Source organism: Pantoea sp. CTOTU46764 (assembly GCF_031974595.1).
GTDB classification, from domain to species: domain Bacteria; phylum Pseudomonadota; class Gammaproteobacteria; order Enterobacterales; family Enterobacteriaceae; genus Pantoea; species Pantoea trifolii.
Window position 1 is genome coordinate 2026 of the sequence record NZ_DALYOQ010000072.1, and the last position, 24881, is coordinate 26906.

Here is a 24881-nt window from a genome sequence, read left to right on the forward strand (position 1 = left end):
CCTGTTGCCATGCCGGACCGCCGGCATCCGCCATCAGCTTATCCACGCCGCAGGCGATGCAGTCATCGATCAGTTCCAGCACTTTGCCGTACGGATTGAAGTACAAACCGAGTTTGGCTTTGTTTGGCAGCTTCTCGTGCAGATACTTGGTCGGCGACGGAATGTTGAGCAGCAGCAGGCGGCGCTGGCCGCGCCACATCATTTTCTGCTGTTCCACTTCGTTATCGAACAGCCGAATCGCTACGCTGTCCTTTTCATCCACCAGCGCCGGCCAGGCTTTGACCTGATAGCTGCCGCGCTTCTGCTCGTAGCTTTGCGGCAAATCGCCAAAGCTCCAGATGTGCAAACCACTCTGCTCGAGGCCATCGTCTGCCACTTTCGACAGCGTTTCCTGCACTTTGCCTTTCAGCCGCAGCCGCAGCTGATGAAGATTTTTGCCTTCCTGCAGCTTACGGTTGTGCTCGTCGACCACGCGGAAAGTCATTTTCAGGTGATCGGGCACCTGATCCCACTGCCAGGCTTCACGGTCAATGGTGACGCCGGTCATACGGCGGAATTCGCGCTCCAGCGCATCCACTAACGGCAGCTCCAGCGCGGTAACGCGTCCGAGAAACGCTTCGGCGTAGTTCGGCGCGGGCACCAGATTGCGGCGCACTGGCTTGGGCAGCGATTTGATCAGCGCGATGACCAGTTCGCGACGCACGCCAGGAATTTGCCACTCGAAACCGGTCTCTTCGATTTGATTCAGCAGCGGCAGCGGAATATGCACCGTTACGCCATCGGCATCCGCGCCCGGTTCAAACTGATAGCTCAGCTTGAGTTTCAGGTTACCCTGATGCCAGAAGTTGGGGTAATCGAGCTGGCTGACTTTGTCCGCGCCATCTTTGATCAGCATCTGCTTATCAAAACTCAGCAGATCCGGATTCTCTTTACTGGCCTGCTTCCACCACGCATCGAAATGGCGCGCTGAGACCACATCGCTGCCGATGCGGCGATCGTAGAAAGCGAACAGCGTTTCGTCATCGACCAGAATGTCGCGACGACGCGATTTGTGTTCCAGATCTTCAATTTCGTTACGCAGTTTCAGGTTGTTGCGGAAGAACGCGTGACGCGTCTGCCAATCGCCCTCCACCAGCGCATGACGGATAAACAGCTCGCGGCTCAGCTGAGGATCGATGCGGCTGTAATTGACCTTACGCGCCTGCACAATCGCCAGGCCGTACAGCGTCAATTTTTCCGTCGCCATCACCGCGCCCTGCGCTTTTTCCCAGTGCGGTTCGCTGTAGCTGCGTTTAATCAGATGCTGCGCCAGCGGTTCGATCCATTCCGGATCGATGCGCGCGGCAACGCGGCCCCACAAACGGCTGGTTTCCACCAGCTCCGCCACCATGGTCCACTTCGGCGGCTTCTTAAACAGGCCGGAACCGGGGAAGATGGAGAAGCGCGCGTTGCGAGCGCCGGTAAATTCCTGCTTGTCGTTATCTTTCTGGCCAATGTGCGACAGCAAGCCGGTAAGCAAAGCGCAGTGTACTTCACGATACGGCGCAGGTTCGCTGTTGACCGGCATACCTTGTTCCCGCACCACCTGACGTAACTGGGTGTAGATATCCTGCCATTCACGCACGCGCAGATAGTTAAGAAATTCGGTTTTACACAAGCGGCGGAAGTGATTGCTGGAGAGCGCTTTTTGCTGCTCCTGCAGGTAATTCCACAGATTCACGAAGGCGAGAAAATCGGACTCTTTATCCTCAAAACGACGATGTTTTTCGTCAGATGCCTGCTTTTTATCAGCGGGACGCTCGCGTGGATCCTGAATCGATAGCGCAGCAGTGATGATCATCGCTTCGCGCACGCAGCCAAATTTTTGCGCTTCCAGCACCATGCGCGCCATACGCGGATCGACCGGCAGCTGGGCGAGCTGGCGACCCGAAGGCGTCAGCTTGTAGGTTTCATCTTCACTCAGCGTGATGGCACCAAGCTCTTCCAGCAGGCGCACGCCATCCTGAATATTGCGCTTGTCCGGCGCTTCGACAAACGGGAAGGCAGCAATATCGCCTAGCCCCAGCGCGGTCATCTGCAGAATCACCGAGGCAAGGTTTGTACGCAGAATTTCGGGATCGGTAAATTCCGGGCGGCTGAGGAAATCGTCCTCGGAATAGAGGCGAATACAGATACCTTCCGAAACGCGCCCGCAGCGCCCTTTACGTTGATTGGCGGACGCCTGCGAAATCGGCTCAATCGGCAGGCGCTGCACTTTGGTGCGGAAGCTGTAGCGGCTGATACGCGCGGTGCCGGGATCGATAACGTATTTGATGCCAGGCACGGTCAGCGAGGTTTCTGCTACGTTGGTTGCCAGCACGATGCGGCGTCCGCTGTGCGACTGGAAAACGCGGTTTTGCTCGGCGTTCGACAGGCGCGCATACAGCGGCAGAATCTCGGTGTGCGCAATATCACGCTTCATCAGCGCATCGGCGGTATCGCGGATTTCGCGCTCGCCGCTCATAAAGATCAGAATGTCGCCGCGACTCTCTTGTCCCAGCTCATCGACCGCATCAAAAATCGCCTGCAGCTGATCGCGATCGGTGTCGTCAGCGTCCTCTACCATCGGGCGATAACGCACTTCCACCGGATAAGTACGCCCGGACACTTCAATCACCGGCGCATTGTGGAAATGGCGTGAGAAGCGCTGCGGATCGATGGTGGCTGACGTAATGATGACTTTTAAGTCGGGACGACGTGGCAACAGTTCGCGCAGATAACCAAGCAGGAAATCGATATTCAGGCTGCGTTCGTGCGCTTCATCGATAATGATGGTGTCGTACTGCAGCAACAGGCGATCCTGCTGGATTTCCGCCAGCAGGATACCGTCGGTCATCAGCTTAACCTGGGTGGTTTCGCTCACCTGATCGTTGAAGCGCACCTTGTAACCTATGGTGCCGCCAAGCGAGGTTTCCAGCTCATCGGCAATGCGGTTCGCCACGGTGCGCGCCGCCAGACGACGCGGCTGCGTGTGACCAATCAGCCCTTTTACTCCGCGTCCCAGCGCCAGGCAGATTTTCGGCAGCTGCGTGGTTTTACCCGATCCGGTTTCCCCCGCGACGATCACCACCTGATGCTGACTGATCGCATCGGCAATGTCTTGCTGCTTCTGACTGACCGGCAGGTTGTCCGGGAAAGTGATGCGTGGTGTCGCCGCCGTGCGCTGCGCAAGGCGCTGCTCCGCCGCGACAAATTCCGGCTCCAGTTCAGCCACAATGCCCTGCTGCGCCGCAGGATTTTTCACCTTGGCAGCGCCCAGCAATCGACGCCGCAGACGTTGACTGTCGCGCAGCGTCAGATTATCGAGCCGCGGCCAAAGGGAGGCTAAAGGTGAAGAGTCGGATGATGACATAGCGATGCGTACCTGTTGTTGCAGCGGGCAGAGGGTTTCCCGGCGGATTCAAGCAATTAATGGTCGGCATCATAGCACAATTTGGAACACCTGCCTGAACGGGACGTGCGAGGTTATTCAATTATTTCGAACATAGATCTCGAAATATTGCGCTTTTACCTCGCGGGCTAACTCCGTACAGTGTAAAGCATTGAGCGGTAAGCCAACCGCGTAACGCACAGGAAAATACCATGAGCAAAGTTTTAGTTCTGAAATCAAGCATCCTCGCTGGTTACTCTCAGTCAAATCAACTGGCTGACTTCTACGCTGACGAAGCACGCGCTAAAGGTGATTCGGTTACCGTGCGTGATTTAGCCGCGCAGCCGATTCCGGTGCTGGATGGTGAGCTGGTTGGTGCACTGCGTCCATCTGACGCACCGCTCTCTCCGCGCCAGCAGGAAGCGCTGTCTCTCTCCGATGAGCTGATTGCTGAACTGCAAGCCCATGACACCGTGGTTATCGCCGCGCCAATGTACAACTTTAACATCCCAACTCAGTTGAAAAACTACTTCGACCTGATTGCCCGCGCTGGCGTGACTTTCCGTTACACCGAAGCAGGCCCGGAAGGTCTGGTAACCGGCAAACGTGCGGTGATTCTCTCCAGCCGTGGCGGCATCCACAAAGATACGGCCAGCGATCTGCTGACGCCATACGTGAAACTGTTCCTCGGCTTCATCGGTATCACTGACGTGGACTTTGTGTTCGCCGAAGGCATCGCTTATGGTCCAGAAGTGGCGACCAAAGCGGCTAACGATGCAAAAGACGCCATCAAGCAAATTGTTGCTGCGTAATCATTTTTCACTATGATGCATGCCCGTCAGGCTTATCTGACGGGCATTTTTTTTGCTGTTGTTTTCTAAGCGCTTAAAGCTACATACTGCACTTCTTTGCCAGCCCCTGAAGGTCGGTTTCAGCCCAGCAAAAGGAGATGAAGTGATACACCACAATCAATACGGTCAACCCATCGGTTTTGCGTTACCCGACTGGCAGCCCGCCACCTTCCCGCCCGCCGTCATTCTCACTGGTCGTTTTTGCCATCTCACACCGCTTCAACTCAGCCACGCCCCCGCCCTGTTTGCCGCCTTTTCACTGGCAGCCGACGATCGCGACTGGACCTGGCTCGGCGCATCGCAGCCGCAATCGTTAGCCGAAATGACCGACTGGGCCGCCAACAAAATCGGCGACAGTGGATTAATCAGTTATGCGGTGATTGATCAGGTTAAGCAGCAAGCGGTTGGCGCGGTCTGTTTCGCCAATATCGAGATGCAGAATGGCGCGATTGAGATTGGTCATGTCACCTGGTCGCCGCTGATGCAGCGCAACGTGTTGGGCAGTGAAGCAATATATCTGCTGTTGCAGCAGGCTTTCACGCTTGGTTATCGCCGCGTGGCGTGGCGTTGTGATTCCCTGAATCTGGCTTCACGACGCGCAGCAGAGCGTATCGGCTTTACCTTTGAAGGCCGTTTTCGTCAGGCGATGACGCGCAAACAGCGCAATCGCGATACCGATTGGTTATCGATCATTGATAGCGAATGGCCAGCGATTCAGCAGGCGTTAGGCCACTGGCTGGCGGCGGAGAATATGGATCAGCACGGGCGCGAAAGGCAAAAGCTGCGCAGCTTTTTCCCGGCGGATTGACGTTGTCTATACTGACTTGCTTTTATCAACAAATTGCAGAGGTACTCATGTCCAACGTATTTATTATCGGCGGCGCAGGCAACATTGGCCGTCGTCTGGCATCACTGCTGGCCGCAAACGGGCACGTCGCGCGCCCGCTGTTTCGCAAAGCGGAACAGGAGCAGCCTTTGCGTGAACTGGGTGCTGAGCCGGTTAATGGCGATTTAGCCGCGCTCGACGCTAAATCCCTCGCCGCGTTGATGACGGGCAGCGATGTGGTGGTGTTTACCGCTGGTGCCGGTGGCAAAGGCGGTGAAGAGATGACGAACGCCATTGATGGCAAAGGATTAACCACCACCGTTGCTGCCGCGCAACAGGCTGGCATTTCACGCTTCTTGCTGGTCTCGGCGTTTCCCGAAGCGGGCAGAAATAAAAACCTCTCCGCCACCTTTGAAAACTACATGCGCGTGAAGAAAGCAGCCGATGTGGAGCTGGCGCAAAGCGATCTGGATTGGGTGATTTTACGCCCCGGCACGCTGACGGATGAGAAAGGCCATGGCAAGGTGCGTGCTGGTTTGGCCATCCCGTATGGCGATATTCCTCGCGATGACGTGGCGGCGACGCTGGCTGAACTCATCGCACAACCGGCTGTCAGCCGCGTGATCATTGAGTTGACCAGCGGAGAAATGCCGGTGCACGACGCGATTAAACCATTGGCATCACGCTAGCGCCTTCAACTTTCGGCTTCATCCAGTGAGCGCAGGTGGTCTTTTTTATTCAGCGTCATCAGCGCCGGAATACTGATCGCAGCCGTCACCATGATGTACCAGGCGGGGATATCGAGATTCCCCGTTTGCTTAATCAGGGAGGTGATGATCAATCCGGCACACCCTGAAAAAACCGCGTTAGAGAGTGAATAAGCCAGGCCCAGCCCGGTATAGCGAACGCGCGTGGGGAACATTTCAGCTAACATTGCCGGGCCTGGTCCTGCCAGCAACCCGACAATGCCACCCGCAACAAACACCACCAGCGCCTTGACCAGCAGCGTTGAAGAGTCGGCCTGCAACACGTTCAGTAACGGTAATGCCAGCACCAGCAACAAGCATGCCGCGAGAACCATTACGCTGCGGCGTCCAATTTTATCGCTAAGAATGCCAGCTGGGATAATGGTCGCAGCAAACCCTAGGTTGGAAATCACCGCAATCAACAGCGCCTGGTTGAAGCCGGTGTGCAGCGAAGATTGCAGATAGGTTGGCATGATCACCAGATAGGTATAACCCGCCGCTGACCACACCATCACGCGGCTGATCGCCAGCAAAATAATCCTAATCGTTGTGCCAAAACTGGCGCTCACCGCTGCCGGTTGTTGCGCGTTTTGCGTTTGTTGCTGACGCACAAAACTGGGCGTTTCTTCCATGCTGTAGCGCAGCCACAGCGCCACCATCCCCATCGGCAAGGCGAGGAAGAAAGGAACGCGCCAGCCCCAACTGTGCATCTGGTCTGCACTCAGCACCGCCGACAGCAACGCGACAATGCCAGCACCCGCCAGCAGGCCCAATGCCACGGTAAATGACTGCCAGGCACCGTAACGCCCACGCTGCCCTTTGGGGGCAAATTCCGTCATCAGTGACACCGCACCGCCGTATTCACCTCCGGCAAACAAGCCCTGCAAAATGCGCAGCCCGGTGATGATCAGCGGCGCCGCCACGCCAATGCTGGCATAGGTGGGAATAACGCCGATCGCAGTCGTCACCAGCGTCATCATGATCAAGACAAAAATCAGCGTAGGCTTGCGCCCAATACGATCGCCCATGCGGCCAAAAAATATCGCGCCCAGCGGACGGAAGAAAAAGGCGATGGCGAAGGAGGCGTAGGTCAGAATAATGCCGGTGAGCTCGGCTTCACCCTGCAGGCGAAAGAAGTTCTGCGCGATCACCGTCGCGAGGAAGCCATACACCGCAAACTCGTACCATTCAATGAAATTGCCCACTGAACCGGCGATTAAGGCGCGCTTCTGTGCATCCGTTGTAGTTTGAGGCATTAGCATTTAACGCTCCCAGAAAAGAATTATCCGCTGATAAACCTTATTTACGCAGCCACTGTCCATTGATACCGCGCACATACTCGCCGCTACCCGCGCGATTCACCAGCTTCTCGCCGGCAATACGCGCCACTTCGCTGGCACTCAAATTATTTTGCTGTGCCACACGCTGATATTGCTGCAGGCGGCCATCGTTGATGCGTTTGACCAGCGCCAGCGTTTCTTCATCCTGTTGACGCGCCGCTACATAGCCGCTGAGCGTTTCGCCCACGCGCCCTTGTTGACGCGCCTCATCCAGCGTGAGCGCCCAGGCAGAAGGCATCAGCAGCAGCGCTGCAAGCAGCGCGATCCCCTTGCGTTTCATCATGCTTCTCCTCAAAACAGTCCGCTCTGATTCTTCAGCAGCGCTTCCACATCTTTATCCACCTTGATGTGAATCTCATGCTCAATTTTGACGTTCATATTGATGGTGATTGGCTCTTTCGGCGCCGCAACTTCAATGCGCGGCACGCAGCCGATCAGCGGCAGCCAGACTGCCAGCATCAGTAATGCCCTGAGGCTCATGGTTGGGGATCCTTCTTCGAGGGTAAGGTGGCATTTTGCTCCACCCAGGATTGCAAATTATCGCCAAAGCGCAGGCTGCGCCACAGCTGGAACAGATTTTCCTGATGCCGGTAGTTCAGATTGACGGTCTGACGGCGGTTGCTGAACTGGCTGACGCCTTTCACTTCCGACTGCATGATCAGATTGCCGAAGTTATCCAGATCGATAGTGGCCCATGAACGCGAGATCTCCATATAGCGCAGCCAATCCAGTGCTGCTCCGGCCGCAAAGTTATTGCTGACAATGGCATCCGCCATGTCTTTATCCAGCCGGAAGGTCAGCGGGCCGCTATTGGCGATCCAGCCCTTTTCAATCAGCCATTGCGGATTGTTCACCCACAGCGGCAACTCGCCATTAACCTTGCCAGACATGGCAAACTGCTTGGGTTTAATCGCGCTAACCAGCTTGCTGAGATTGATCTCTTTCAGCGAGACGCGCGCCGCTTCATGCTGCGGCATACGCAGCTCGGGCATGCTAACGTGACCGCCTAACAGATCAAGGTTGACGTTGCTGAGCGTTAACGGCTGGCGCTCCTGCCACGGATAGTGACCTTGCAAATCAGCGGTGATGTTTTGCAGCGAGAACTGATTTTTCACTTCGGCGATCCGCAGTGAAACCGGACCGCGCCGTCCAAGCTGCCATTGATGATCCTTCAGGCGGAACGGCAGCGAGAAATCGATACCGTTGATTTCACTGTCCGGCATCCACAGGCTGCCGTTTTTCACCGTCCAGTGACCGCCCGCTTCAAAGCCCTGCTCGCTGGCGGCCGAGAATGCCACCTGCGCGCGCAGTTCACCCGACTGAATACGCATTTTTAAATCGCTGCTGAGCAGCGGCTGGAACACCGTCAACGACTGCGCTGGCCACCATGCTTCGCCACGCAGACGTTCGCCGTCCCAGCGGCCATGTACGCGCACCGGGCCAATATCCTGCGCCGTCAGCTGACCGCGCCAGATAAACTGGCTGGGATCGCGGCCTTTGGCTTCAAAATTGAGTTCTGATGGCGGCAGCCAGCCGCCATAATTGAATTGAGTTTGACCCGACTTCAGCGTGAAGCCGCCGTTAAACGCCGGATGATCCGGATCACGCTGCCAGCGCACCGGCGCGTTGAGCGTCAGGCGCGGTTTAGCCACTTGCACCATGCCGTACGCCAGCTGATCGAAACCGGTATTCAGGGTGTCGAGGCTGATCAAGGTGTCCTGCCAACTGCCGGTGCCCTTCACGTCCCATTTGGCAGAGAGCGGCTCGATCTGACCGTCCCCCCAATAACGCCAGTTCCACACGCCGCTGTCCGGCCAGAAATCGCTGGCGCGTCCATCAAGATGCAACCTGAAACGACCAAAACTGGGATCGTGTGCCTTGAGGATCGCCTGCAGGCGGCCATTGATGCCACGCGACGCCACCGTCACGCCCGCCAACGGCCAGCGCGCTTCGTCTACTTCCAGCGTTGAGAGCAAGCGACCGCGCAAACGCAGCAGCGCACCCTTTTTCAGGCTCAACTGCGGATCGGTCAACACGCCATGCAGCAAGCCGGGCATGCTGCCAAATAGCTGCAGATCGGCGAATTTGCTTTCGCCGGTCAACTGGAACGGCAAGGCGCTGTCAACCATGCTCAGCTTGCCGGGGCCAACGCTTAAAACCAGATTGCCTTTGCCGCCGCGCCCTTGCGTCAGCAGGTTGAATCGCCCGCTGACCAGCGTGTTTTCCATTCCTTGCTGCCAGTTTTCCAGCGTCACGGCCATGCCGCCCGATAGCGGCTGATCGGCCTGCGGCCAGCGCCATTGACCTTGCGTAATGCGAATCTGCCGCTCGTCGACCTGCCACGGTAGCTGCAGCAGCGGCTGATCGTCATCCTGCTGTTTCACCGTCAATGTGCCTTGCTGTTGCTGCCAGTTGAGCGTCAGTGCTAACGGCTGCGGCCACTGCACAACATTGAGGTCAGCACTGAGTTCGCCCGCCACTGGCAAGCCATCTGCAAAGGTTGGCAAAGTGACATCGCCATGCAGATTGAGCGGTTTGGGGAGCAGAGGATGACTGAGTTGCAGCTGGGCAATCTGCAGCAACTGGCCTTGCAAACGCGCATCCACATTGAGGTTGTCGCCCTGATAATGCAGCTGCTGCACCTCTTTATCTAAGGTGAGATCGAAACGACCGGCATATTGCTGCCACGGCAGAATGGTGATTTTTTGCAGATGCACATCGGCGCCAGGCAACATGTTCTGCCAGTCGGCCAGACTGCGCGGCGCACCGCTGGCTTCGCTGTGCGGCAGCGATTGCAGACAGTCGCTGTTAAGTTGCACGTCATACGCGCTGAGTTGCCAGCGCTTTTGCTGCCAGCCCAGCGCCGCATCGCTGACGTTTGCCAGTTCACAATCGCCCGCCAGATAACGCACCGCCGGGAAATGCAGCGCACCTTGCTGCCAGCGCGGCGTGCCGTTGAGTTCCACGCGGGTATTTTCGGGCAACCAGATACCGGCCAGACGCGGCAACCATTGCGTCAGCGTCAGCAGCAATCCCAATAGCAGCAGTATCAGCGCCAGCAGCGCAGCAAGTGTTCGGCGAAGGCCACGCGTCATGGCAGTTAACGTTCCTGTTCTTTACACAATCCTGACGAGGAGCCAAATGATGGCATGTTACGTCCGGCAAATGAAGGTGTTAGCGACATAGTCTGGCTGAAGAACAGCAAAATGACGCGGAAAACGTTATCCTGTTGTGATACCGACGTTGCATTTTTCAGGAGCGAAACAATGAAAGTTGCGGTTTACAGCACCAAGCATTACGACCAGAAATACCTTGAACACGTCAATGAGGGCTTTGGATTTGAGCTGCAGTTTTTTGACTTCCTGCTGACACCGGCGACGGCGAAAAACGCCGCGGGCTGTGATGCGGTGTGTATTTTCGTCAACGATGATGCCAGCAAAACGGTGCTGGAAGAGTTGGCGGCGCTGGGCGTGAAGCACATTGCGCTGCGCTGTGCCGGTTTCAATAACGTCGATCTCGCGGCGGCGAAAGCGCTGAGCTTAAACGTGGTGCGCGTCCCGGCGTATTCACCGGAAGCGGTGGCCGAGCATGCGGTTGGCCTGATGATGACGCTGAATCGTCGCATTCATCGCGCTTATCAACGCACGCGCGATGCCAACTTCTCGCTGGATGGTTTAACCGGCTTCAACATGCACAACAAAACTGCGGGCGTGGTTGGGACCGGCAAGATTGGTATCGCGGCGATGCGAATCCTCAAAGGATTTGGCATGCGCCTGTTGGCATTCGATCCCTATCCAAGCCAGGCGGCGCTGGAGCTGGGTGCGGAGTATGTTGATCTCAAAACGCTGTTCGCTGAAGCCGATGTGATTACGCTGCACTGTCCGCTTACGCCGGAAAATCACCATCTGCTTAACGCGCAGGCGTTCAGCCAAATGAAAGATGGTGTGATGATCATCAACACCAGCCGCGGCGGTTTGATTGATTCACAGGCAGCCATTGACGCGCTTAAGCAGCAGAAGATTGGTTCGTTGGGGATGGATGTGTATGAAAACGAGCGCGATCTGTTCTTTGAAGACAAATCGAATGACGTGATTCAGGATGATGTGTTCCGTCGTCTCTCGGCCTGCCACAACGTACTGTTCACCGGCCATCAGGCTTTCCTGACCGCTGAAGCCCTGACAGCAATTTCAGAAACCACCCTCAGCAACTTGCAGCAGCTGGAGCGCGGCGAAACCAGCCCGAATCAGGTCACTGCTTAATCCTTCTGCGCCTGCGTTAGCGGGCGCAGCTTCCACCCATCAGCGCCTGTTCGTCACAGCGACGACCATTAGCCAACTGACACATTCCGATGCGTGAACCGTCTAACTGACGCGAAAACGCCAGCGATCCCCCGGCATTACTACAATTCACTTCAGCCATTGATGACATCACAACGCGCGGTTGTACGTGGGCGGCAGTAGCTTGTTGCGGCGGTTCGTTGTCACTGTTGCTGCTGCAGGCAGAAAGTAACAAGGTGGCGCCAGCCAGCAGGAAGAGAGCGGCTTTCATCGATGGGGCTCCGGGGATTGAGCGAAAAAGTCGCACCAGAATATGTCAGGTGCGCTGAGGGATCGATAGGCGACACAGCTTTTTACAAAATTTAATTTCATTGTTTACAAGCAGAATTATCCTGATTGAGATATTTCCGCCCTTTTCACCCGGCGGATTGTTAATTTATCAACCACTAAGGAGAGATCGATGTTGACGGATATGCTGATCCGCATCGCGCTGGCCGGGATTCTCGGCGGACTGATCGGCCTGGAAAGGCAATTGCGCGCCAAAGAAGCCGGTTTGCGCACCCATATTCTGGTTGGTATCGGCAGCGCGATGTTTATGCTGGTATCGAAATATGGCTTTGCCGACATGTTAGTCAGCGATCATGTGGCGCTCGATCCCAGCCGTATTGCGGCGCAAGTGGTGAGCGGCATGGGCTTTCTCGGCGCCGGTACCATCATTATTCAGAAGCAAGTGGTGAAAGGTCTCACCACCGCCGCCGGTTTATGGGTTACTGCGGCGATTGGTCTGGTGATCGGTAGTGGCATGTATGAAATCGGCATTTACGGCACCGTGCTGGCGCTGGTGGTGCTGGAGACGTTCCGTCGCATCAGTCACTGGCTGATTGGCCGTCATCATACGTTGCTGGTGCATCTCAAACCGAAAAGCGTGCCGCTGGTGTTACTGGTGCTGCAACGTGAGAATGTGCGCTACGGCCATATCGCCGTGGTGAACCGTGATGAAGAAATTGGCCTGTGCGAATTAAGCGTAGAGGTGACATTGTCACGACGCACACCAATGCACAACATCTATGACAAAGTGATGGAAATCAAAGGCGTTCAGTCGCTGGAGATGATGTAAAAATCATCAAAGTTAGATTCCGGTGCGCTGCCATCTCGCAAGCACACAGACAAAAAAGTCGCGTCAAAGCCCTTTGCTAAACTGAACTGATAACCCCCGTAAACTTTACGGGTTTCTCAGCGTAGCAAAGGACGATTTATGATTACCGTCGACGGTAACGGTGCAGTGGCTTCGGTCGCCTTCCGCACCAGCGAAGTGATTGCCATTTATCCCATCACGCCCAGCTCGACCATGGCCGAGCTGGCGGATAGCTGGTCAGGCGAAGGCCGCCGGAATATCTGGGGCGATGTGCCGCGCGTGGTTGAGATGCAATCGGAAGGCGGCGCGATCGCCACCGTGCACGGCGCGCTGCAAACCGGCGCACTCTCTACTACATTCACCTCTTCGCAGGGATTGCTGTTGATGATCCCGACACTCTACAAACTGGCGGGCCAGCTGACGCCGTTTGTTCTGCACGTCGCGGCGCGTACCGTGGCAACGCACGCGCTGTCGATTTTTGGCGATCACTCCGATGTCATGGCGGTGCGTCAAACCGGCTGTGCGCAACTCTGCGCCTCCAGCGTGCAGGAAGCGCAGGATTTTGCCCTGATTGCACAAATCGCCTCACTGAATAGCCGCATCCCTTTTATCCACTTCTTCGATGGCTTCCGCACCTCGCATGAGATCAACAAGATCGTGCCGATCAGCGATGAAACCTTGCAGACGCTGATGCCCGCCGAGGCGATTAATGCCCATCGTGCCCGCGCGTTAACGCCGGATCGCCCGACGATTCGCGGGACATCCGCCAATCCTGATACCAATTTCCAGTCACGTGAAGCCACTAACCGCTGGTACGACGATTGCACCCAGCATGTAGAAGACGCAATGAACGCGTTTGGCGTAAATACCGGCCGCCATTATCAGCCATTTGAGTTTTACGGCCATCCACAGGCTGAACGCGTGATTGTGATGATGGGCTCCGGCTGCGGCACCGCCGAAGAGGCGATTGATGTGATGCTGCAGCGCGGCGAGAAAGTCGGGCTGGTGAAAGTGCGCCTTTATCGCCCGTTTTCGGCGGCGCATTTGCTGCAAAAGATCCCCGCTTCCGCCCAACGCATTGCGGTGCTCGATCGCACCAAGGAGCCCGGCGCGCTCGGCGAACCGCTGTTCCTGGATGTGATAACCGCGCTGGCTGAAGCCTACAGCCGTGGCGAGCGCGCATCGCTGCCGAAGGTGATTGGCGGTCGCTATGGTTTGTCGTCGAAAGAGTTCGCATCCGATGCGGTGCTGGCAGTGTTCCGCGCCTTGCAGCGCGATCAACCGCCAGCGCGTTTTACCGTCGGCATTTACGACGACGTCACCCATCTTTCGCTACCGATGGAAGCTAATATCGTACCGAATCGCGCGCGGCTCGAAGCGCTGTTTTATGGTTTGGGCAGCGACGGCAGCGTCAGCGCCAGCGCCAGCGCCAGCGCCAGCAAAAACAACCTGAAGATAATTGGCAATGCCACGCCGTGGCACGTGCAGGGTTATTTCGTCTACGACTCGAAGAAAGCTGGCGGCCTGACAGTTTCCCATCTGCGCGTCAGTGAGTATCCGATTCAATCCGCCTATCTGATTCAGCAAGCTGACTTCATTGGTTGCCATCAGCTGCAGTTTATCGACAAGTATTCGATGCTCGATCAGCTTAAACCGGGCGGAATTTTTCTGCTCAATACGCCCTACAGCGCTGAGGACGTGTGGTCGCGCCTGCCGCAGGAAGTGCAGAGCCAACTCAACGATAAACAGGCGCGATTCTATGTGATCAACGCGGCGCGTATCGCCCGCGAATGCCAGCTGGGCACGCGCATCAACACCGTGATGCAGATGGCCTTTTTCCAGCTGACCCAGATTTTGCCGGGCGATAGCGCGTTAACTGAACTGCAAAACGCCATTGCGCGCAGCTACAGCAGCAAAGGTGAAGAGCTGGTGCAGCGCAACTGGCAAGCGCTGCCTGAGATCACCGCCGAGCAGCTGGAACGTATTGATATCCGCACCTCGCAGCTGATCACGCCGCTGTTTGAATATTCCGGTGCCTGTTCGGGCTGCGGTGAAACACCCTATATCAAACTGCTGACGCAGCTGTATGGCGATCGCCTGCTGATTGCCAATGCCACCGGCTGCTCCTCCATTTACGGCGGCAATCTGCCTTCCACGCCATACACCACCAATGCCGAAGGCCGCGGCCCAGCGTGGGCGAATTCGCTGTTTGAAGATAACGCCGAATTTGGTTTGGGCTTCCGCTTGAGCGTCGATCAGCAGAAACAGCGCGCGCTCAGATTACTGAATCAATGCTCGGCGCAGTTACCGGCGGAATTGGTTGACGCACTAAAAGGTGACAACGTCACCACATCGCAACGACGCGAGCAAATCGAACAGCTGCGCGCCCTGCTCGCTGCGTCATCGCAGCCGGAAGCCAAAGCCTTACATGAGGCGGCCGATGCACTGGTAGAGAAATCGGTCTGGCTGATTGGTGGCGATGGCTGGGCGTACGACATTGGTTACGGCGGCCTCGATCACGTGATGAGCCTGAGCGAGAACGTCAACGTGTTGGTGCTGGATACGCAGTGCTACTCGAATACCGGCGGACAGGCATCAAAAGCGACGCCGCTCGGCGCAGTGACCAAGTTTGGTGAACAAGGCAAACGCAAGGCGCGGAAGGATCTCGGCATGTCGACGCTGCTGTATGGGCATGTGTATGTAGCGCAGATTTCACTGGGCGCGCAGCTCAATCAAACCGTGAAAGCGATTCAGGAAGCGGAAGCCTGGCCGGGACCGTCGCTGATCATCGCTTACAGCCCGTGTGAAGAACATGGCTATGATCTTGCCTACAGCCACGAGCAGATGCGCCTGCTGACCACCAGCGGATTCTGGCCGCTGTATCGCTTTGATCCACGACGCGCCGAGCAAGGCAAAGCCGCGCTGGCGCTGGATTCGCGTCCGCCGACCTCCGAACTGGAACAGGCATTAATGAACGAGCAGCGTTTCCGCCAGTTGCAAACCCAGCGGCCTGAAGAAGCGTCGCAGTTGTGGCGCGATGCAACGGAAGCCGCCAGTCAGCGTTATCAGCGGCTGGCGGAGTTAGCAGGGAAAATGGAGAAAAGCGAGTAAATGAAAAAGCCCGGTGCCCTGCACCGGGTGTTACTCTAATCGTGCAATGACGCTATCATCAGAAAAGAGATCACTTCAGGCTAGCATTCGCGCCCGCAATCCGTACCATACGCAGTCATGTTTATAGGGTTTATTGCCGCTGAAGATTGCTTCAGCCGCTAACGGCCCTCGCCTTCACTCTCAAGCGTGAAAATAATGTCAGAAAATCAAGAAGTAACAAAAAAAGAACAGTACAACCTCAATAAACTGCAGAAGCGTTTACGTCGCAACGTGGGCGAAGCCATTGCTGACTTCAACATGATTGAAGAAGGCGATCGCATCATGGTTTGTCTGTCTGGTGGTAAAGACAGCTACACCATGCTGGAAATCCTGCGTAATTTGCAGCAGAGCGCGCCGGTGAACTTCTCGCTGGTGGCGGTGAATCTCGACCAGAAACAGCCCGGTTTCCCGGAGCATATTCTGCCGGCCTATCTGGAACAACAGGGCGTTGAGTATCACATCGTTAACGAAGACACCTATTCCATCGTTAAAGATAAAATTCCTGAAGGCAAAACCACCTGCTCGCTCTGTTCACGTCTGCGCCGCGGTATTCTGTATCGCACCGCCACCGAGTTGGGTTGTACTAAGATCGCCTTAGGTCACCATCGCGACGATATCCTGCAGACCATGTTCTTAAACATGTTCTACGGCGGCAAGATGAAAGGCATGCCACCCAAACTGATGAGCGACGACGGTAAACATATCGTGATTCGCCCGCTGGCTTATTGCCGCGAGAAAGACATCATTCGTTTTGCCGAAGCGCGCCAGTTCCCGATCATTCCGTGCAACCTGTGCGGTTCGCAGCCGAATCTGCAACGTCAGGTGGTTGCCGATATGCTGCGCGACTGGGATAAACGTTATCCAGGCCGTATCGAAACCATGTTTACCGCGATGCAGAATGTGGTGCCATCACATATGGCCGACATCAATCTGTTCGATTTCAAAGGCATCAAACACGGTGATGCCGTGGTAGATGGTGGTGATTTGGCGTTTGATCGCGAAAGCTTGCCGGTGCAGCCTGCGGGCTGGCAGCCAGAAGAGGACGACGCGCCCAATCTCAGCGTACGTCTTGATGTGCTGGAAATTAAATAACCGGTTTTGCTGTTAAATAAGGCGCGTCGCTTCGGCTACGCGCCTTTTTTATTAGCGGTGCGGTGGTGGATCCTGTATCGGTGGAAATTCGGGATCGTACGGAGGTTGTGCGGGTGGTATCGGCTGCGGTTGTGGAATCGGTTCGGGAATCGGTGGTGGATCGGTAGGAATTGGTTCGCTGGCAATGATCGCTTGCATGCCCTTCTCCTTGTCGCTGAATGTCCTTTAAGCATAGGAAAGGATGCGTATTCAAGCCAAGCGGGCAAAAAAAAGCCGGCGGATAGGCCGGCGTCGTACGAATCAAATGTGCTATGCAGTAATTCAAAAAAGGAAGTAAGACAATATGGAGCGCAACGCCCATCGCTTGACGTTGCATTCACCTGCGGGAAAGAGTTTGCCCCGATTGTCCTGGTGGGATATTGATATCGATCAGGTTTAATCCGCTTTTCTGCCTTACAACCATTTCCGCCGTTTCAGCCATATCGCCACACCGCCCACCATCACCAGCAGCAGCACGCAGAAGGCGGTGAAACCCAGCGCCCAATTGCCGCCAGGAATGCCGCCGAGGTTGACGCCGAATAAACCGGTGAGGAAGGTGGCTGGCAGGAAGATCATCGCCATCAACGACATGGTATAAGTGCGACGGTTCATCGATTCCGCAAGGATTGACGCCACTTCATCTGCCAGAATCGAGGTTCGCGCCACGCCCGCATTGAGATCGTCCAGTCCACGGCCCAGACGATCGGCGACCTCTTGCATGCGGCGGCGATCGTCATCGTTCATCCACGCCATCTTCTCGATGGCCAGCCGCGCGTAGACATCGCGCTGCGGTGCCATATAACGACGCATCACAATCAGCTGTTTACGCAGCAGCGCCAAATCGCCGCGCGCAGGTACTTCCTGATTCATTAACGCATCTTCCAGTTCGATAATTTTATCGTGCATCTCTTCGATAAATTCACTGGCGTGATCGGTTAACGCATCGCACACATCCACCAGCCAGCTGCCGCCGTCAACCGGACCATTACCGTTTTGCAGATCGGTCAGCACGGCATCAATGGCGTACACCTTGCGACGGCGCGTCGAGACAATCAGCTTATCGTTGATAAACACGCGCATTGCCACCAGTTGATCCGGACGCGAATCAGCATTGTGGTTCACGCTACGCAGCACAATCATGAAGCCGTCGCCAAGGCGCGTGACGCGCGGACGCATGCTGTCGCCCGCCAGCGCGTCACGCACAGAATCGGGGATCAGTGGCGTGTTTTGCAGCCATTCCGCACTTTGCCGTTGGGTGTAATTGAGGTGCAACCAGCAGGGACGTTCGCAGTTGATGACGTCTTTATCTTCGATGGGGATCATGCCGCCTGCGCCGTCCAGCTGACAGGACACAATGGCATCGGATACTTGTAAAGCTTTTCCTTCAATGACGTTCACGCACTCGCCTCACTATCAAAATCAATACGATACAGTCTAGCGTGGCGCAGACCAGTTGCAATCATCAGGCTGTGAGCAAAGATGACAGGCGGTCACAATCACCGCCTGCGGATGGGCGGGATTAATGTTTCTCAATCCACAGCTCGCGGCTGTACGCCACGTCTTCTGGATTGGTGATTGGATAACCTTTCACCCACGGCTTGATTAAGCGGCCATTGGTATATTGGTAGATCGGTGCGATCGGAGCCTGATCGGCGATGATTTGCTCGGCTTTGTTGTAATCGGTGTTACGCGCCGCCACGCTGGTTTCGGTGCTGGCTTTGGTGATCACCGCATCGTAATCGGCACTGCGGAAACGCGCGATATTGCCGCTGTGCGTCGAGGTCAGCAGGCTTAGGAAGGTTGACGGCTCATTATAATCGCCGATCCACGAGGCGCGGATCACATCGAAATTGCCGCTGTTACGGCTGTCGATATAGGTTTTCCACTCCTGATTTTGCAACGTGACATCCACGCCGAGATTCTTCTTCCACATTGAAGCCACCGCGATAGCGATTTTTTGATGGCTTTCTGAGGTGTTGTAGAGCAGCGTCAAATGCAGCGGTTTGCCGGGTCCATAACCTGCCGCCGTCAGCAACGCTTTGGCCTGCGCGTTCAGCTCCTGTTGGCTATGTTGCTGCAGATAGCTTTTCATCGGGGTGAAACCGGCGGTAACGTCCGGTGTAAAGTGCCAGGCCGGTTTCTCACCGGTGCCCAAAACCTTCTCCGCGATAATGCGACGATCGATGCTCCAAGACAGCGCTTTACGCACGCGTACATCGGCGGTTGGCCCTTTCTCGGTATTGAAGGCGTAGTAATAGGTGCCAAGCTGATCCGGGGTATACACCTGGCCCGGCAACTCTTTCTTCAGCAGCGCGTACATGTTTTTCGGGAAGGATTCGGTGATATCGATATCATTGGCGCGATAGCGCTTAGTGGCGCTGGACTCTTCATTAATCGGGATAAAGGTGACTTTGGTCAGCACCGATTTTATGTCATCCCAATAGTTGGCGTTGCGCACCAGCACGATTTTTTCGTTTACTACGCGATCCTGAAGCTGATAAGCGCCATTGCCGACCAGCTTGCCCGGTGACGTCCAGCTATCACCCTCTTTTTCAATCACTTTCTGCGATACCGGATACATCGCTGCATTAGCAACCATACTCGGGAACCACGGCACAGGGCGTGACAACGTCACCTTAAGATGGTTCGCATCGGTCGCCGTCACCCCGAGATTATCGGCGCTCATCTGTCCTTTGGTGATTGCTTCGGCGTTTTCAATGCCGCTTAAGGCGGCAAACCAGGCAAACGGCGAACTGTTCTTCGGCTCAACTAAACGTTGCCAGCTATAGACAAAATCCTGCGCGGTCACTGGCTCGCCATTTGACCAGCGCGCATCTTTCCGCAGGGTGAAGATCCAGGTTTTGTTGTCGTTGCTGCTCCAGCTTTGCGCCACGCCCGGAACGATCTTTCCGTGGGCATCCTGGTTGGTCAGCCCTTCAAACAGATCGCGCATCACCTGAATTTCCGGCAGGCCAACCGCCTTCATCGGATCGAGTGAAGCGGGTTCATCTTTAATATGGCGAACGATTTCCTGGGTGCTGGCCAGCTGTGCGCCCGACGGCACAATGGCGGCGAATGCGGGTGAGACTGCACTGGCTACAATTAACGCAGTCAGCGTCTTGCGGAACGTTAGTTTCATCACCACTCCTTTACGCGAAAAAAATGGCGACCGCGAAGAGATTGTGTCGCCAGCAACGCTTGGCACTTTATCGCAAATTGCTGATTGATATATAGCTATTTCCCCGCAGGCTATTTACCGTTATGTTGAGGCTGGATTCCCGGTCACATTTTTTACCTTGAACGCCATAAGGCTTTTGGCGGTGTTGGAAGCATTTCAGAGAGGAACGTCATGTCGTCATACCATCCACGTCCGCTACGCGGCAAGCTGGACGCTGTCTGGCAACAATACGGGCAATCGGTTCTGGGCGCGCCACTGCTGTGGTTTCCGGCACCCGCCGCCGATGCCGAAAGCGGGCTGATTATCGCTGGCACGCACGGCGATGAGAATGCCGCGATTGCCACATTATCCGGTGCGATGCGTACCTTACCGGAGGCGCTGCGGCGTCATCACGTTGTTCTGGCGGTCAATCCCGATGGTTGTCAGTTGGGGTTGCGCGCCAACGCCAACGGCGTCGATCTCAACCGTAACTTCCCCGCCGCTAACTGGCAGCATGGCGACACGGTATATCGCTGGAACAGTGAAGCGGATGAACGTGATGTGGTGCTTTCAACCGGATCAGGTCCCTCTTCCGAACCGGAAACCCGCGCGCTGTGCCAGCTCATTCATCAGATTAAACCGCGCTGGGTGGTTTCGTGGCATGAACCGCTGGCCTGCATTGACGATCCGCACCACAGCGATTTAGCAAAGTGGCTGGCGCAGCAGACCGCGCTGCCGGTGGTGAGTAGCGTGGGTTATGCCACGCCGGGTTCGTTTGGTAGCTGGTGTGACGATCTCGGCCTGTTATGCATTACTGCCGAGATGCCGCCGATTTCGGTGGACGAAGCCACCGAAGTCTATCTGGAAGCGATGATCAATCTGCTGCGCTGGCAGCCAGCGGCTTAAGTACGCCGTGAGAGAAGTGCAGCGACGGTTCAACATCGGCCGCAAGCCAGGTTGGACCGTCAAGATCCGCGAACGTCGCGCGCGCCGTCAGCGGTAATGCCGCACGAATCGCCCGTGAGGTGCAGAGCATGCAGCCGAGCATAATGGCGAATCCCTGTTGCTGCGCCGCCTCTGCCAGCGCTAACGCTTCGGTTAATCCACCGGTTTTATCCAGCTTGATATTCACCATCTCATAGCGCCCTTTCAGCTGCGGCAGGCTTTCACGCGTGTGGCAGCTTTCATCGGCGCAGATTGGCAGCGGATGGATAAAGTTGCCCAGCGCGCTGTCTTCTGCGGCCGGCAGCGGCTGTTCCAGCATCGCGACATTGAGATCGGCCAGCAGCTGACAGCGTGCCGCCAGGCCTTCGGCATGCCAGGATTCGTTGGCATCGACAATCAAAGTCGCGTCCGGTACCGCGCTGCGTATCGCCACTAAACGTTCGCTAATTAGGTGATCGTCCATTTTGATCTTCAATAAACGCGCGCCATGTTGCCACAACGCCTGCGCGCTGCTGGCCATCGCATCAGGCGTGTCGATGCTGATGGTGTGCGCGGTAACAATCTCGTCGGCCAGTTGCACAGCGCACAATTGCACCAGGCTTTTGCCCTGCTGCTGTCGCGCTAAATCCCACAGTGCGCAGTCGATGGCGTTACGTGCCGCGCCCGCCGGTAACGCCTGTTGCAGCGCTTCACGCGTCATCCCGCTTTGCAACGCACTCAGCTGCGAGGCGATCTGCTTGAGCACCGACGCCTCGCTTTCACCGTAGCGCGCGTACGGCGTCGCTTCACCGACGCCTTTAACGCCATCCTGCTCGATCTCCACCACCACAACATGCGCCTCAGTGCGACTGCCGCGTGAAATAACAAACGGCGAATGTAACGGCCAGGCTTCCGGATAACTCTTCACTGTTCTCATTATTTCTCCTTAAATCCGTCGCTTAAATGCGAGCCGGCTCGATTATCGCCAGGAAATGCGCTCGTAAACCCTTAAAAATTATGTCATAAACAAGCGCTATACCTGTTCTGACGTTCCAAAAGTCAGATATTTCATCGTTAAAAAAGGAAATCGCATGTCTCAGACTGTTCACTTTCAGGGCAATCCGGTGCCGGTTGCAGGCCAGTTCCCACAAGTTGGCGAGCAAGCTAAACCTTTCAGCCTGGTCGCCAAAGATCTTGCTGACGTATCCCTGGCTAATTATGCAGGCAAACGCAAAGTTCTGAACATTTTCCCAAGCATTGATACTGGCGTGTGTGCGGCATCGGTGCGCAAGTTTAACGAGCGCTCAGGTGAAGCAGATAACACGGTCGTGCTGTGCATCTCTTCCGACCTGCCTTTTGCTCAGTCACGCTTCTGTGGCGCTGAGAACGTCAACAACGTGATCACGCTCTCTTCTCTGCGTGGCGCTGAGTTCAAAGAAAACTATGGCGTGGCGATTGCGGATGGCCCGCTGAAAGGCCTGACCGCGCGTGCCGTGGTGGTGCTGGATGAAAACGATAAAGTGATTTACAGCGAGCTGGTGAATGAAATCACCGAAGAGCCAAACTACGATGCGGCGCTGGCTGCGCTGGCTGCGCTGAAGTAACGTTAGTCCGCTGTTAAGGCGAAACAGAAGCACCGAATGATTAATTCTTCGGTGCTTTTTTATGCCCGCCTTCAACTCAGATCCCTATTCAACCCATTGATTTATCGTGATACGTAGCACTTCGTCCTGCATTGATGCATTTTTACTGTGATTCTTGTTACCCGTATCACATTAATCAAAAAACATAAAACCCGTAACAGATCCCGCAATTGTTCCCGTCCGCTTCGCTACCTATAACTAACCGTCAATTGCCCTTAAGCGATTCAAAGACAGGCGGGAATCTTTATGCAAGCAAGCTTATCCATTAAAGAAAAGTTCAGTTACGGCCTCGGCGATATGGCCAGCCATATCGCCATTGATAACGTTATTATTTTTCTCACCTTTTACTACACCGATGTGGTGGGCCTGCCCGCGATCTTTGTCGGCACGCTGTTTTTACTGGCGCGCGTCGCCGATGCGGTGATCGATCCGGCGATGGGGATGGTGGCTGACCGAACCCGTTCACGCTGGGGCAAATTCCGTCCCTGGCTATTGATGCTCGCGGTACCGTTCGGCGTCAGTTGTATGCTGATTTATGCGGTGCCGGAAAGCCTGTCGCTCACCGGAAAGATGATTTACGCCGCCGTGACTTACAGCCTGATGATGCTGATGTATACCGCCATCAATATTCCTTACTGCTCGATGGGGGCGATTATCACTGCCGATGATAATCAGCGCATCTCCCTGCAATCATGGCGTTTCTTCCTGGCCACGCTGGGCGGCGCAATGTCCACTTTCCTGATGATCCCCCTCGCCACCTGGCTGGGCGGCGGTAACAAACTGGACGGTTACTTCGCGGCGATGTCGATTATGGCGACGCTGGCAACCTTGCTGTTCTTTATCTGCTTCCTCAACACCCGCGAACGTATCAATGCGCCCGCCAACCACGGCAACTTTCTCGCCGATTTACGCGATTTACTGCGTAACGATCAGTGGCGCGTGGTCGCATTGCTGGTGTTCTGCAATATCTCGTTCGGCGTGGTTAGACTCGGCGCGATGATGTACTACGTCACCTATTTTCTGGGTAATGCCAGCCTCTTCATGTGGCTGCTGGCAGCGCATATCATCGGCAAGAGCGTTGGTAGCGTGCTGGCAAAACTGCTAACGCGGCGCCTAAACAAGATCACCGCCTTTACCCTCAGCGCCATCACTGCCGGCGTGTTGAGTATCAGTATCGTGTTCCTGCCGGGATCGCTGGCGCTGTTAGTCGGCATGACGTTCATCGTCTCGAGCTTCTATCAGGTCACGACCACGCTGATGTGGGTGATGATGGCTGACGTGGTGGATTACGGTGAATATCGTCAGGGCAAGCGCCTCGATGGCACCGTCTTCTCCACGCTGCTCGCCGTATTGAAAATGGGCATGGCGGTCAGCGGCGCAATTGTCGGCTGGACGCTGGGTCTGAGCGGTTACGTTGCTCAGGCACCGCATCAGCAACCCGCCGCCATGATGGCCATCGTCGCGCTGTTTTCGGTGGTTCCCGGCCTGCTGTCGCTGTTAAGCGCATTGGCGATGCGCGGCTACAAACTTAACGATGTCACCATGCGCACCATCAATCAGAACAAAGTGTCAGCCCAACCGGCTGCAACGGCTTCCACCCTTTTACAACCACAGGAGTTGTCATGAGTGAATTACGCGCCGAATCGCAGCGTATTATCTGGACATTTGACCGTCAGACCCTGGTTATCGAACCCTGGGGCGCGCATAGCCTGCGAGTACGAGCCACCTGTCAGCCTGAACTGATCGACCATGACTGGGCGTTGTTATCGCCTGCGGCTTGCGAGGTGGAGATCAAGCAGGAGCATGAATCCCTCAGCCTGCGCAACGGGAATATCACCGCCACGTTGAATATTCGCGGCCAACTGGCTTTTTACAATCAGTACGGAGAACTGCTGCTGGAAGAGTTCTGGCGTCAGCGCAGCACCGTGGGCATCGGCGCCAGCGAAAAGAGTCAGGACAAATACATCAGCGCGCTGAAGCTGGATGCGCGCGCCTTTCGACCGATTCCGGGAGGGAAATATCAGCTCAGCGTGCGCTTTGAGGCGCGAGCGGAGGAGAAAATTTATGGCATGGGCCAGTATCAGCAGGATTGTCTCGATTTGAAAGGCTGCACGCTGGAGCTTGCGCAACGTAACTCGCAGGCCAGCGTGCCGTTTATGGTATCCAATCTCGGCTACGGTTTGCTGTGGCATAACCCGGCCATCGGCGAAGTGACTTTTGGTAAAAACGGCACACGCTGGCAGGCCGAAGTAACCGATCAGATGGATTACTGGATTACCGCAGGCGACACAC

19 protein-coding genes and 1 pseudogene are annotated in these 24881 nt (G+C 55.8%); 11 read left to right on the forward strand and 9 right to left on the reverse strand.

Annotated features, from left to right (window positions below):
* Window positions 1-3391 (reverse strand): ATP-dependent RNA helicase HrpA (gene hrpA, locus RTM06_RS18900; RefSeq protein WP_312184251.1); only part of this gene is annotated, 3391 nt, incomplete at its 3' end.
* A gap of 230 nt (window positions 3392-3621) precedes the next feature.
* Here hrpA and RTM06_RS18905 point away from each other — a divergent pair.
* The 3 genes from RTM06_RS18905 to RTM06_RS18915 all read left to right on the forward strand — a co-directional run bounded on the left by RTM06_RS18905 (window position 3622) and on the right by RTM06_RS18915 (window position 5775).
* A complete protein-coding gene (locus RTM06_RS18905; RefSeq protein WP_222182197.1) occupies window positions 3622-4221 on the forward strand; it encodes an FMN-dependent NADH-azoreductase in 600 nt (199 codons plus the stop codon).
* Window positions 4222-4366: 145 nt separating this feature from the next.
* The gene (locus RTM06_RS18910; protein WP_409455817.1) at window positions 4367-5068 is read left to right on the forward strand and encodes a GNAT family N-acetyltransferase; all 702 of its coding nucleotides are present in this window, start codon (window positions 4367-4369) and stop codon (window positions 5066-5068) included.
* A gap of 47 nt (window positions 5069-5115) precedes the next feature.
* Entirely contained in the window at window positions 5116-5775 is a 660-nt protein-coding gene (locus RTM06_RS18915) for an NAD(P)H-binding protein (protein WP_312184258.1), read from the forward strand.
* Between the two features lie 5 nt (window positions 5776-5780).
* Here RTM06_RS18915 and RTM06_RS18920 read toward each other — a convergent pair whose 3' ends face one another.
* From RTM06_RS18920 to RTM06_RS18935, 4 genes are read right to left on the reverse strand one after another with little or no spacing between them, the layout of a single operon-like run.
* Window positions 5781-7094: an MFS transporter gene (locus RTM06_RS18920; RefSeq protein ID WP_312184260.1), complete on the reverse strand. Its 1314-nt coding sequence runs from the start codon at window positions 7092-7094 to the stop codon at window positions 5781-5783.
* A gap of 37 nt (window positions 7095-7131) precedes the next feature.
* Window positions 7132-7452, reverse strand: a complete 321-nt coding sequence (locus tag RTM06_RS18925) for a YdbL family protein (RefSeq protein ID WP_008106428.1) — start codon at window positions 7450-7452, stop codon at window positions 7132-7134.
* Window positions 7453-7463: 11 nt separating this feature from the next.
* Window positions 7464-7652: a YnbE family lipoprotein gene (locus RTM06_RS18930; protein WP_312184262.1), complete on the reverse strand. Its 189-nt coding sequence runs from the start codon at window positions 7650-7652 to the stop codon at window positions 7464-7466.
* Window positions 7649-10267, reverse strand: a complete 2619-nt coding sequence (locus RTM06_RS18935) for a YdbH family protein (RefSeq protein ID WP_312184263.1) — start codon at window positions 10265-10267, stop codon at window positions 7649-7651. Before RTM06_RS18935 ends, RTM06_RS18930 begins: the two co-directional genes overlap by 4 nt.
* 171 nt (window positions 10268-10438) lie before the next feature.
* Here RTM06_RS18935 and RTM06_RS18940 point away from each other — a divergent pair, with 171 nt between their 5' ends.
* Complete coding sequence (locus RTM06_RS18940; RefSeq protein WP_293796977.1) at window positions 10439-11431, forward strand: 2-hydroxyacid dehydrogenase; 993 nt, start codon at window positions 10439-10441, stop codon at window positions 11429-11431.
* Window positions 11432-11447: 16 nt separating this feature from the next.
* On the opposite strand, the gene RTM06_RS18945 is transcribed toward RTM06_RS18940, so the two are convergent.
* Window positions 11448-11720 carry a DUF333 domain-containing protein gene (locus RTM06_RS18945; protein WP_061718809.1) on the reverse strand — a complete coding sequence of 91 codons (273 nt, stop codon included), beginning with the start codon at window positions 11718-11720 and terminating at the stop codon, window positions 11448-11450.
* Window positions 11721-11909: 189 nt separating this feature from the next.
* Here RTM06_RS18945 and RTM06_RS18950 point away from each other — a divergent pair, with 189 nt between their 5' ends.
* From RTM06_RS18950 to ttcA, 3 genes are all read left to right on the forward strand, one after another.
* Window positions 11910-12566, forward strand: a complete 657-nt coding sequence (locus tag RTM06_RS18950; RefSeq protein ID WP_008106437.1) for an MgtC/SapB family protein — start codon at window positions 11910-11912, stop codon at window positions 12564-12566.
* A gap of 138 nt (window positions 12567-12704) precedes the next feature.
* The gene (locus RTM06_RS18955) at window positions 12705-15695 is read left to right on the forward strand and encodes a 2-oxoacid:acceptor oxidoreductase family protein (protein ID WP_312184266.1); all 2991 of its coding nucleotides are present in this window, start codon (window positions 12705-12707) and stop codon (window positions 15693-15695) included.
* Between the two features lie 195 nt (window positions 15696-15890).
* The gene (gene ttcA, locus RTM06_RS18960; RefSeq protein ID WP_008106443.1) at window positions 15891-16826 is read left to right on the forward strand and encodes a tRNA 2-thiocytidine(32) synthetase TtcA; all 936 of its coding nucleotides are present in this window, start codon (window positions 15891-15893) and stop codon (window positions 16824-16826) included.
* A 453-nt stretch (window positions 16827-17279) separates the two neighbouring features.
* Here ttcA and zntB read toward each other — a convergent pair whose 3' ends face one another.
* Both zntB and RTM06_RS18970 read right to left on the reverse strand, forming a co-directional pair.
* A complete protein-coding gene (gene zntB, locus RTM06_RS18965; protein ID WP_256696524.1) occupies window positions 17280-18263 on the reverse strand; it encodes a zinc transporter ZntB in 984 nt (327 codons plus the stop codon).
* A 121-nt stretch (window positions 18264-18384) separates the two neighbouring features.
* A complete protein-coding gene (locus RTM06_RS18970) occupies window positions 18385-20004 on the reverse strand; it encodes a peptide ABC transporter substrate-binding protein (RefSeq protein ID WP_312184268.1) in 1620 nt (539 codons plus the stop codon).
* A gap of 210 nt (window positions 20005-20214) precedes the next feature.
* Between RTM06_RS18970 and mpaA the strand changes: the two genes are divergently transcribed.
* Complete coding sequence (gene mpaA, locus RTM06_RS18975; protein ID WP_265298118.1) at window positions 20215-20928, forward strand: murein tripeptide amidase MpaA; 714 nt, start codon at window positions 20215-20217, stop codon at window positions 20926-20928.
* Here mpaA and ycjG read toward each other — a convergent pair.
* Window positions 20897-21883, reverse strand: coding sequence for an L-Ala-D/L-Glu epimerase (ycjG, locus tag RTM06_RS18980; protein WP_265298116.1), 987 nt, complete (start codon window positions 21881-21883; stop codon window positions 20897-20899). The two genes, mpaA and ycjG, sit on opposite strands and share 32 nt — an antisense overlap.
* A gap of 154 nt (window positions 21884-22037) precedes the next feature.
* Between ycjG and tpx the strand changes: the two genes are divergently transcribed.
* From tpx to RTM06_RS18995, 3 genes and pseudogenes are all read left to right on the forward strand, one after another.
* Window positions 22038-22550, forward strand: a complete 513-nt coding sequence (gene tpx, locus RTM06_RS18985) for a thiol peroxidase (protein ID WP_312184271.1) — start codon at window positions 22038-22040, stop codon at window positions 22548-22550.
* A gap of 285 nt (window positions 22551-22835) precedes the next feature.
* Window positions 22836-24215, forward strand: coding sequence for a glycoside-pentoside-hexuronide (GPH):cation symporter (locus tag RTM06_RS18990; RefSeq protein WP_312184273.1), 1380 nt, complete (start codon window positions 22836-22838; stop codon window positions 24213-24215).
* Window positions 24212-24881: pseudogene (locus tag RTM06_RS18995) on the forward strand (family 31 glucosidase); the annotation flags it as partial. The gene RTM06_RS18990 and the pseudogene RTM06_RS18995, both read left to right, overlap by 4 nt.

Coding starts and splice junctions, on each gene's coding strand:
- RTM06_RS18945 (WP_061718809.1), bottom strand. CDS start 11,720: ATGAAAGCCGCTCTCTTCCTGCTGGCTGGCGCCACCTTGTTACTTTCT.
- RTM06_RS18970 (WP_312184268.1), bottom strand. CDS start 20,004: ATGAAACTAACGTTCCGCAAGACGCTGACTGCGTTAATTGTAGCCAGT.
- mpaA (WP_265298118.1), top strand. CDS start 20,215: ATGTCGTCATACCATCCACGTCCGCTACGCGGCAAGCTGGACGCTGTC.
- ttcA (WP_008106443.1), top strand. CDS start 15,891: ATGTCAGAAAATCAAGAAGTAACAAAAAAAGAACAGTACAACCTCAAT.
- RTM06_RS18915 (WP_312184258.1), top strand. CDS start 5,116: ATGTCCAACGTATTTATTATCGGCGGCGCAGGCAACATTGGCCGTCGT.
- RTM06_RS18925 (WP_008106428.1), bottom strand. CDS start 7,452: ATGAAACGCAAGGGGATCGCGCTGCTTGCAGCGCTGCTGCTGATGCCT.
- RTM06_RS18930 (WP_312184262.1), bottom strand. CDS start 7,652: ATGAGCCTCAGGGCATTACTGATGCTGGCAGTCTGGCTGCCGCTGATC.
- tpx (WP_312184271.1), top strand. CDS start 22,038: ATGTCTCAGACTGTTCACTTTCAGGGCAATCCGGTGCCGGTTGCAGGC.
- RTM06_RS18905 (WP_222182197.1), top strand. CDS start 3,622: ATGAGCAAAGTTTTAGTTCTGAAATCAAGCATCCTCGCTGGTTACTCT.
- ycjG (WP_265298116.1), bottom strand. CDS start 21,883: ATGAGAACAGTGAAGAGTTATCCGGAAGCCTGGCCGTTACATTCGCCG.
- RTM06_RS18920 (WP_312184260.1), bottom strand. CDS start 7,094: ATGCTAATGCCTCAAACTACAACGGATGCACAGAAGCGCGCCTTAATC.
- RTM06_RS18955 (WP_312184266.1), top strand. CDS start 12,705: ATGATTACCGTCGACGGTAACGGTGCAGTGGCTTCGGTCGCCTTCCGC.
- RTM06_RS18990 (WP_312184273.1), top strand. CDS start 22,836: ATGCAAGCAAGCTTATCCATTAAAGAAAAGTTCAGTTACGGCCTCGGC.
- RTM06_RS18940 (WP_293796977.1), top strand. CDS start 10,439: ATGAAAGTTGCGGTTTACAGCACCAAGCATTACGACCAGAAATACCTT.
- RTM06_RS18935 (WP_312184263.1), bottom strand. CDS start 10,267: ATGACGCGTGGCCTTCGCCGAACACTTGCTGCGCTGCTGGCGCTGATA.
- RTM06_RS18950 (WP_008106437.1), top strand. CDS start 11,910: ATGTTGACGGATATGCTGATCCGCATCGCGCTGGCCGGGATTCTCGGC.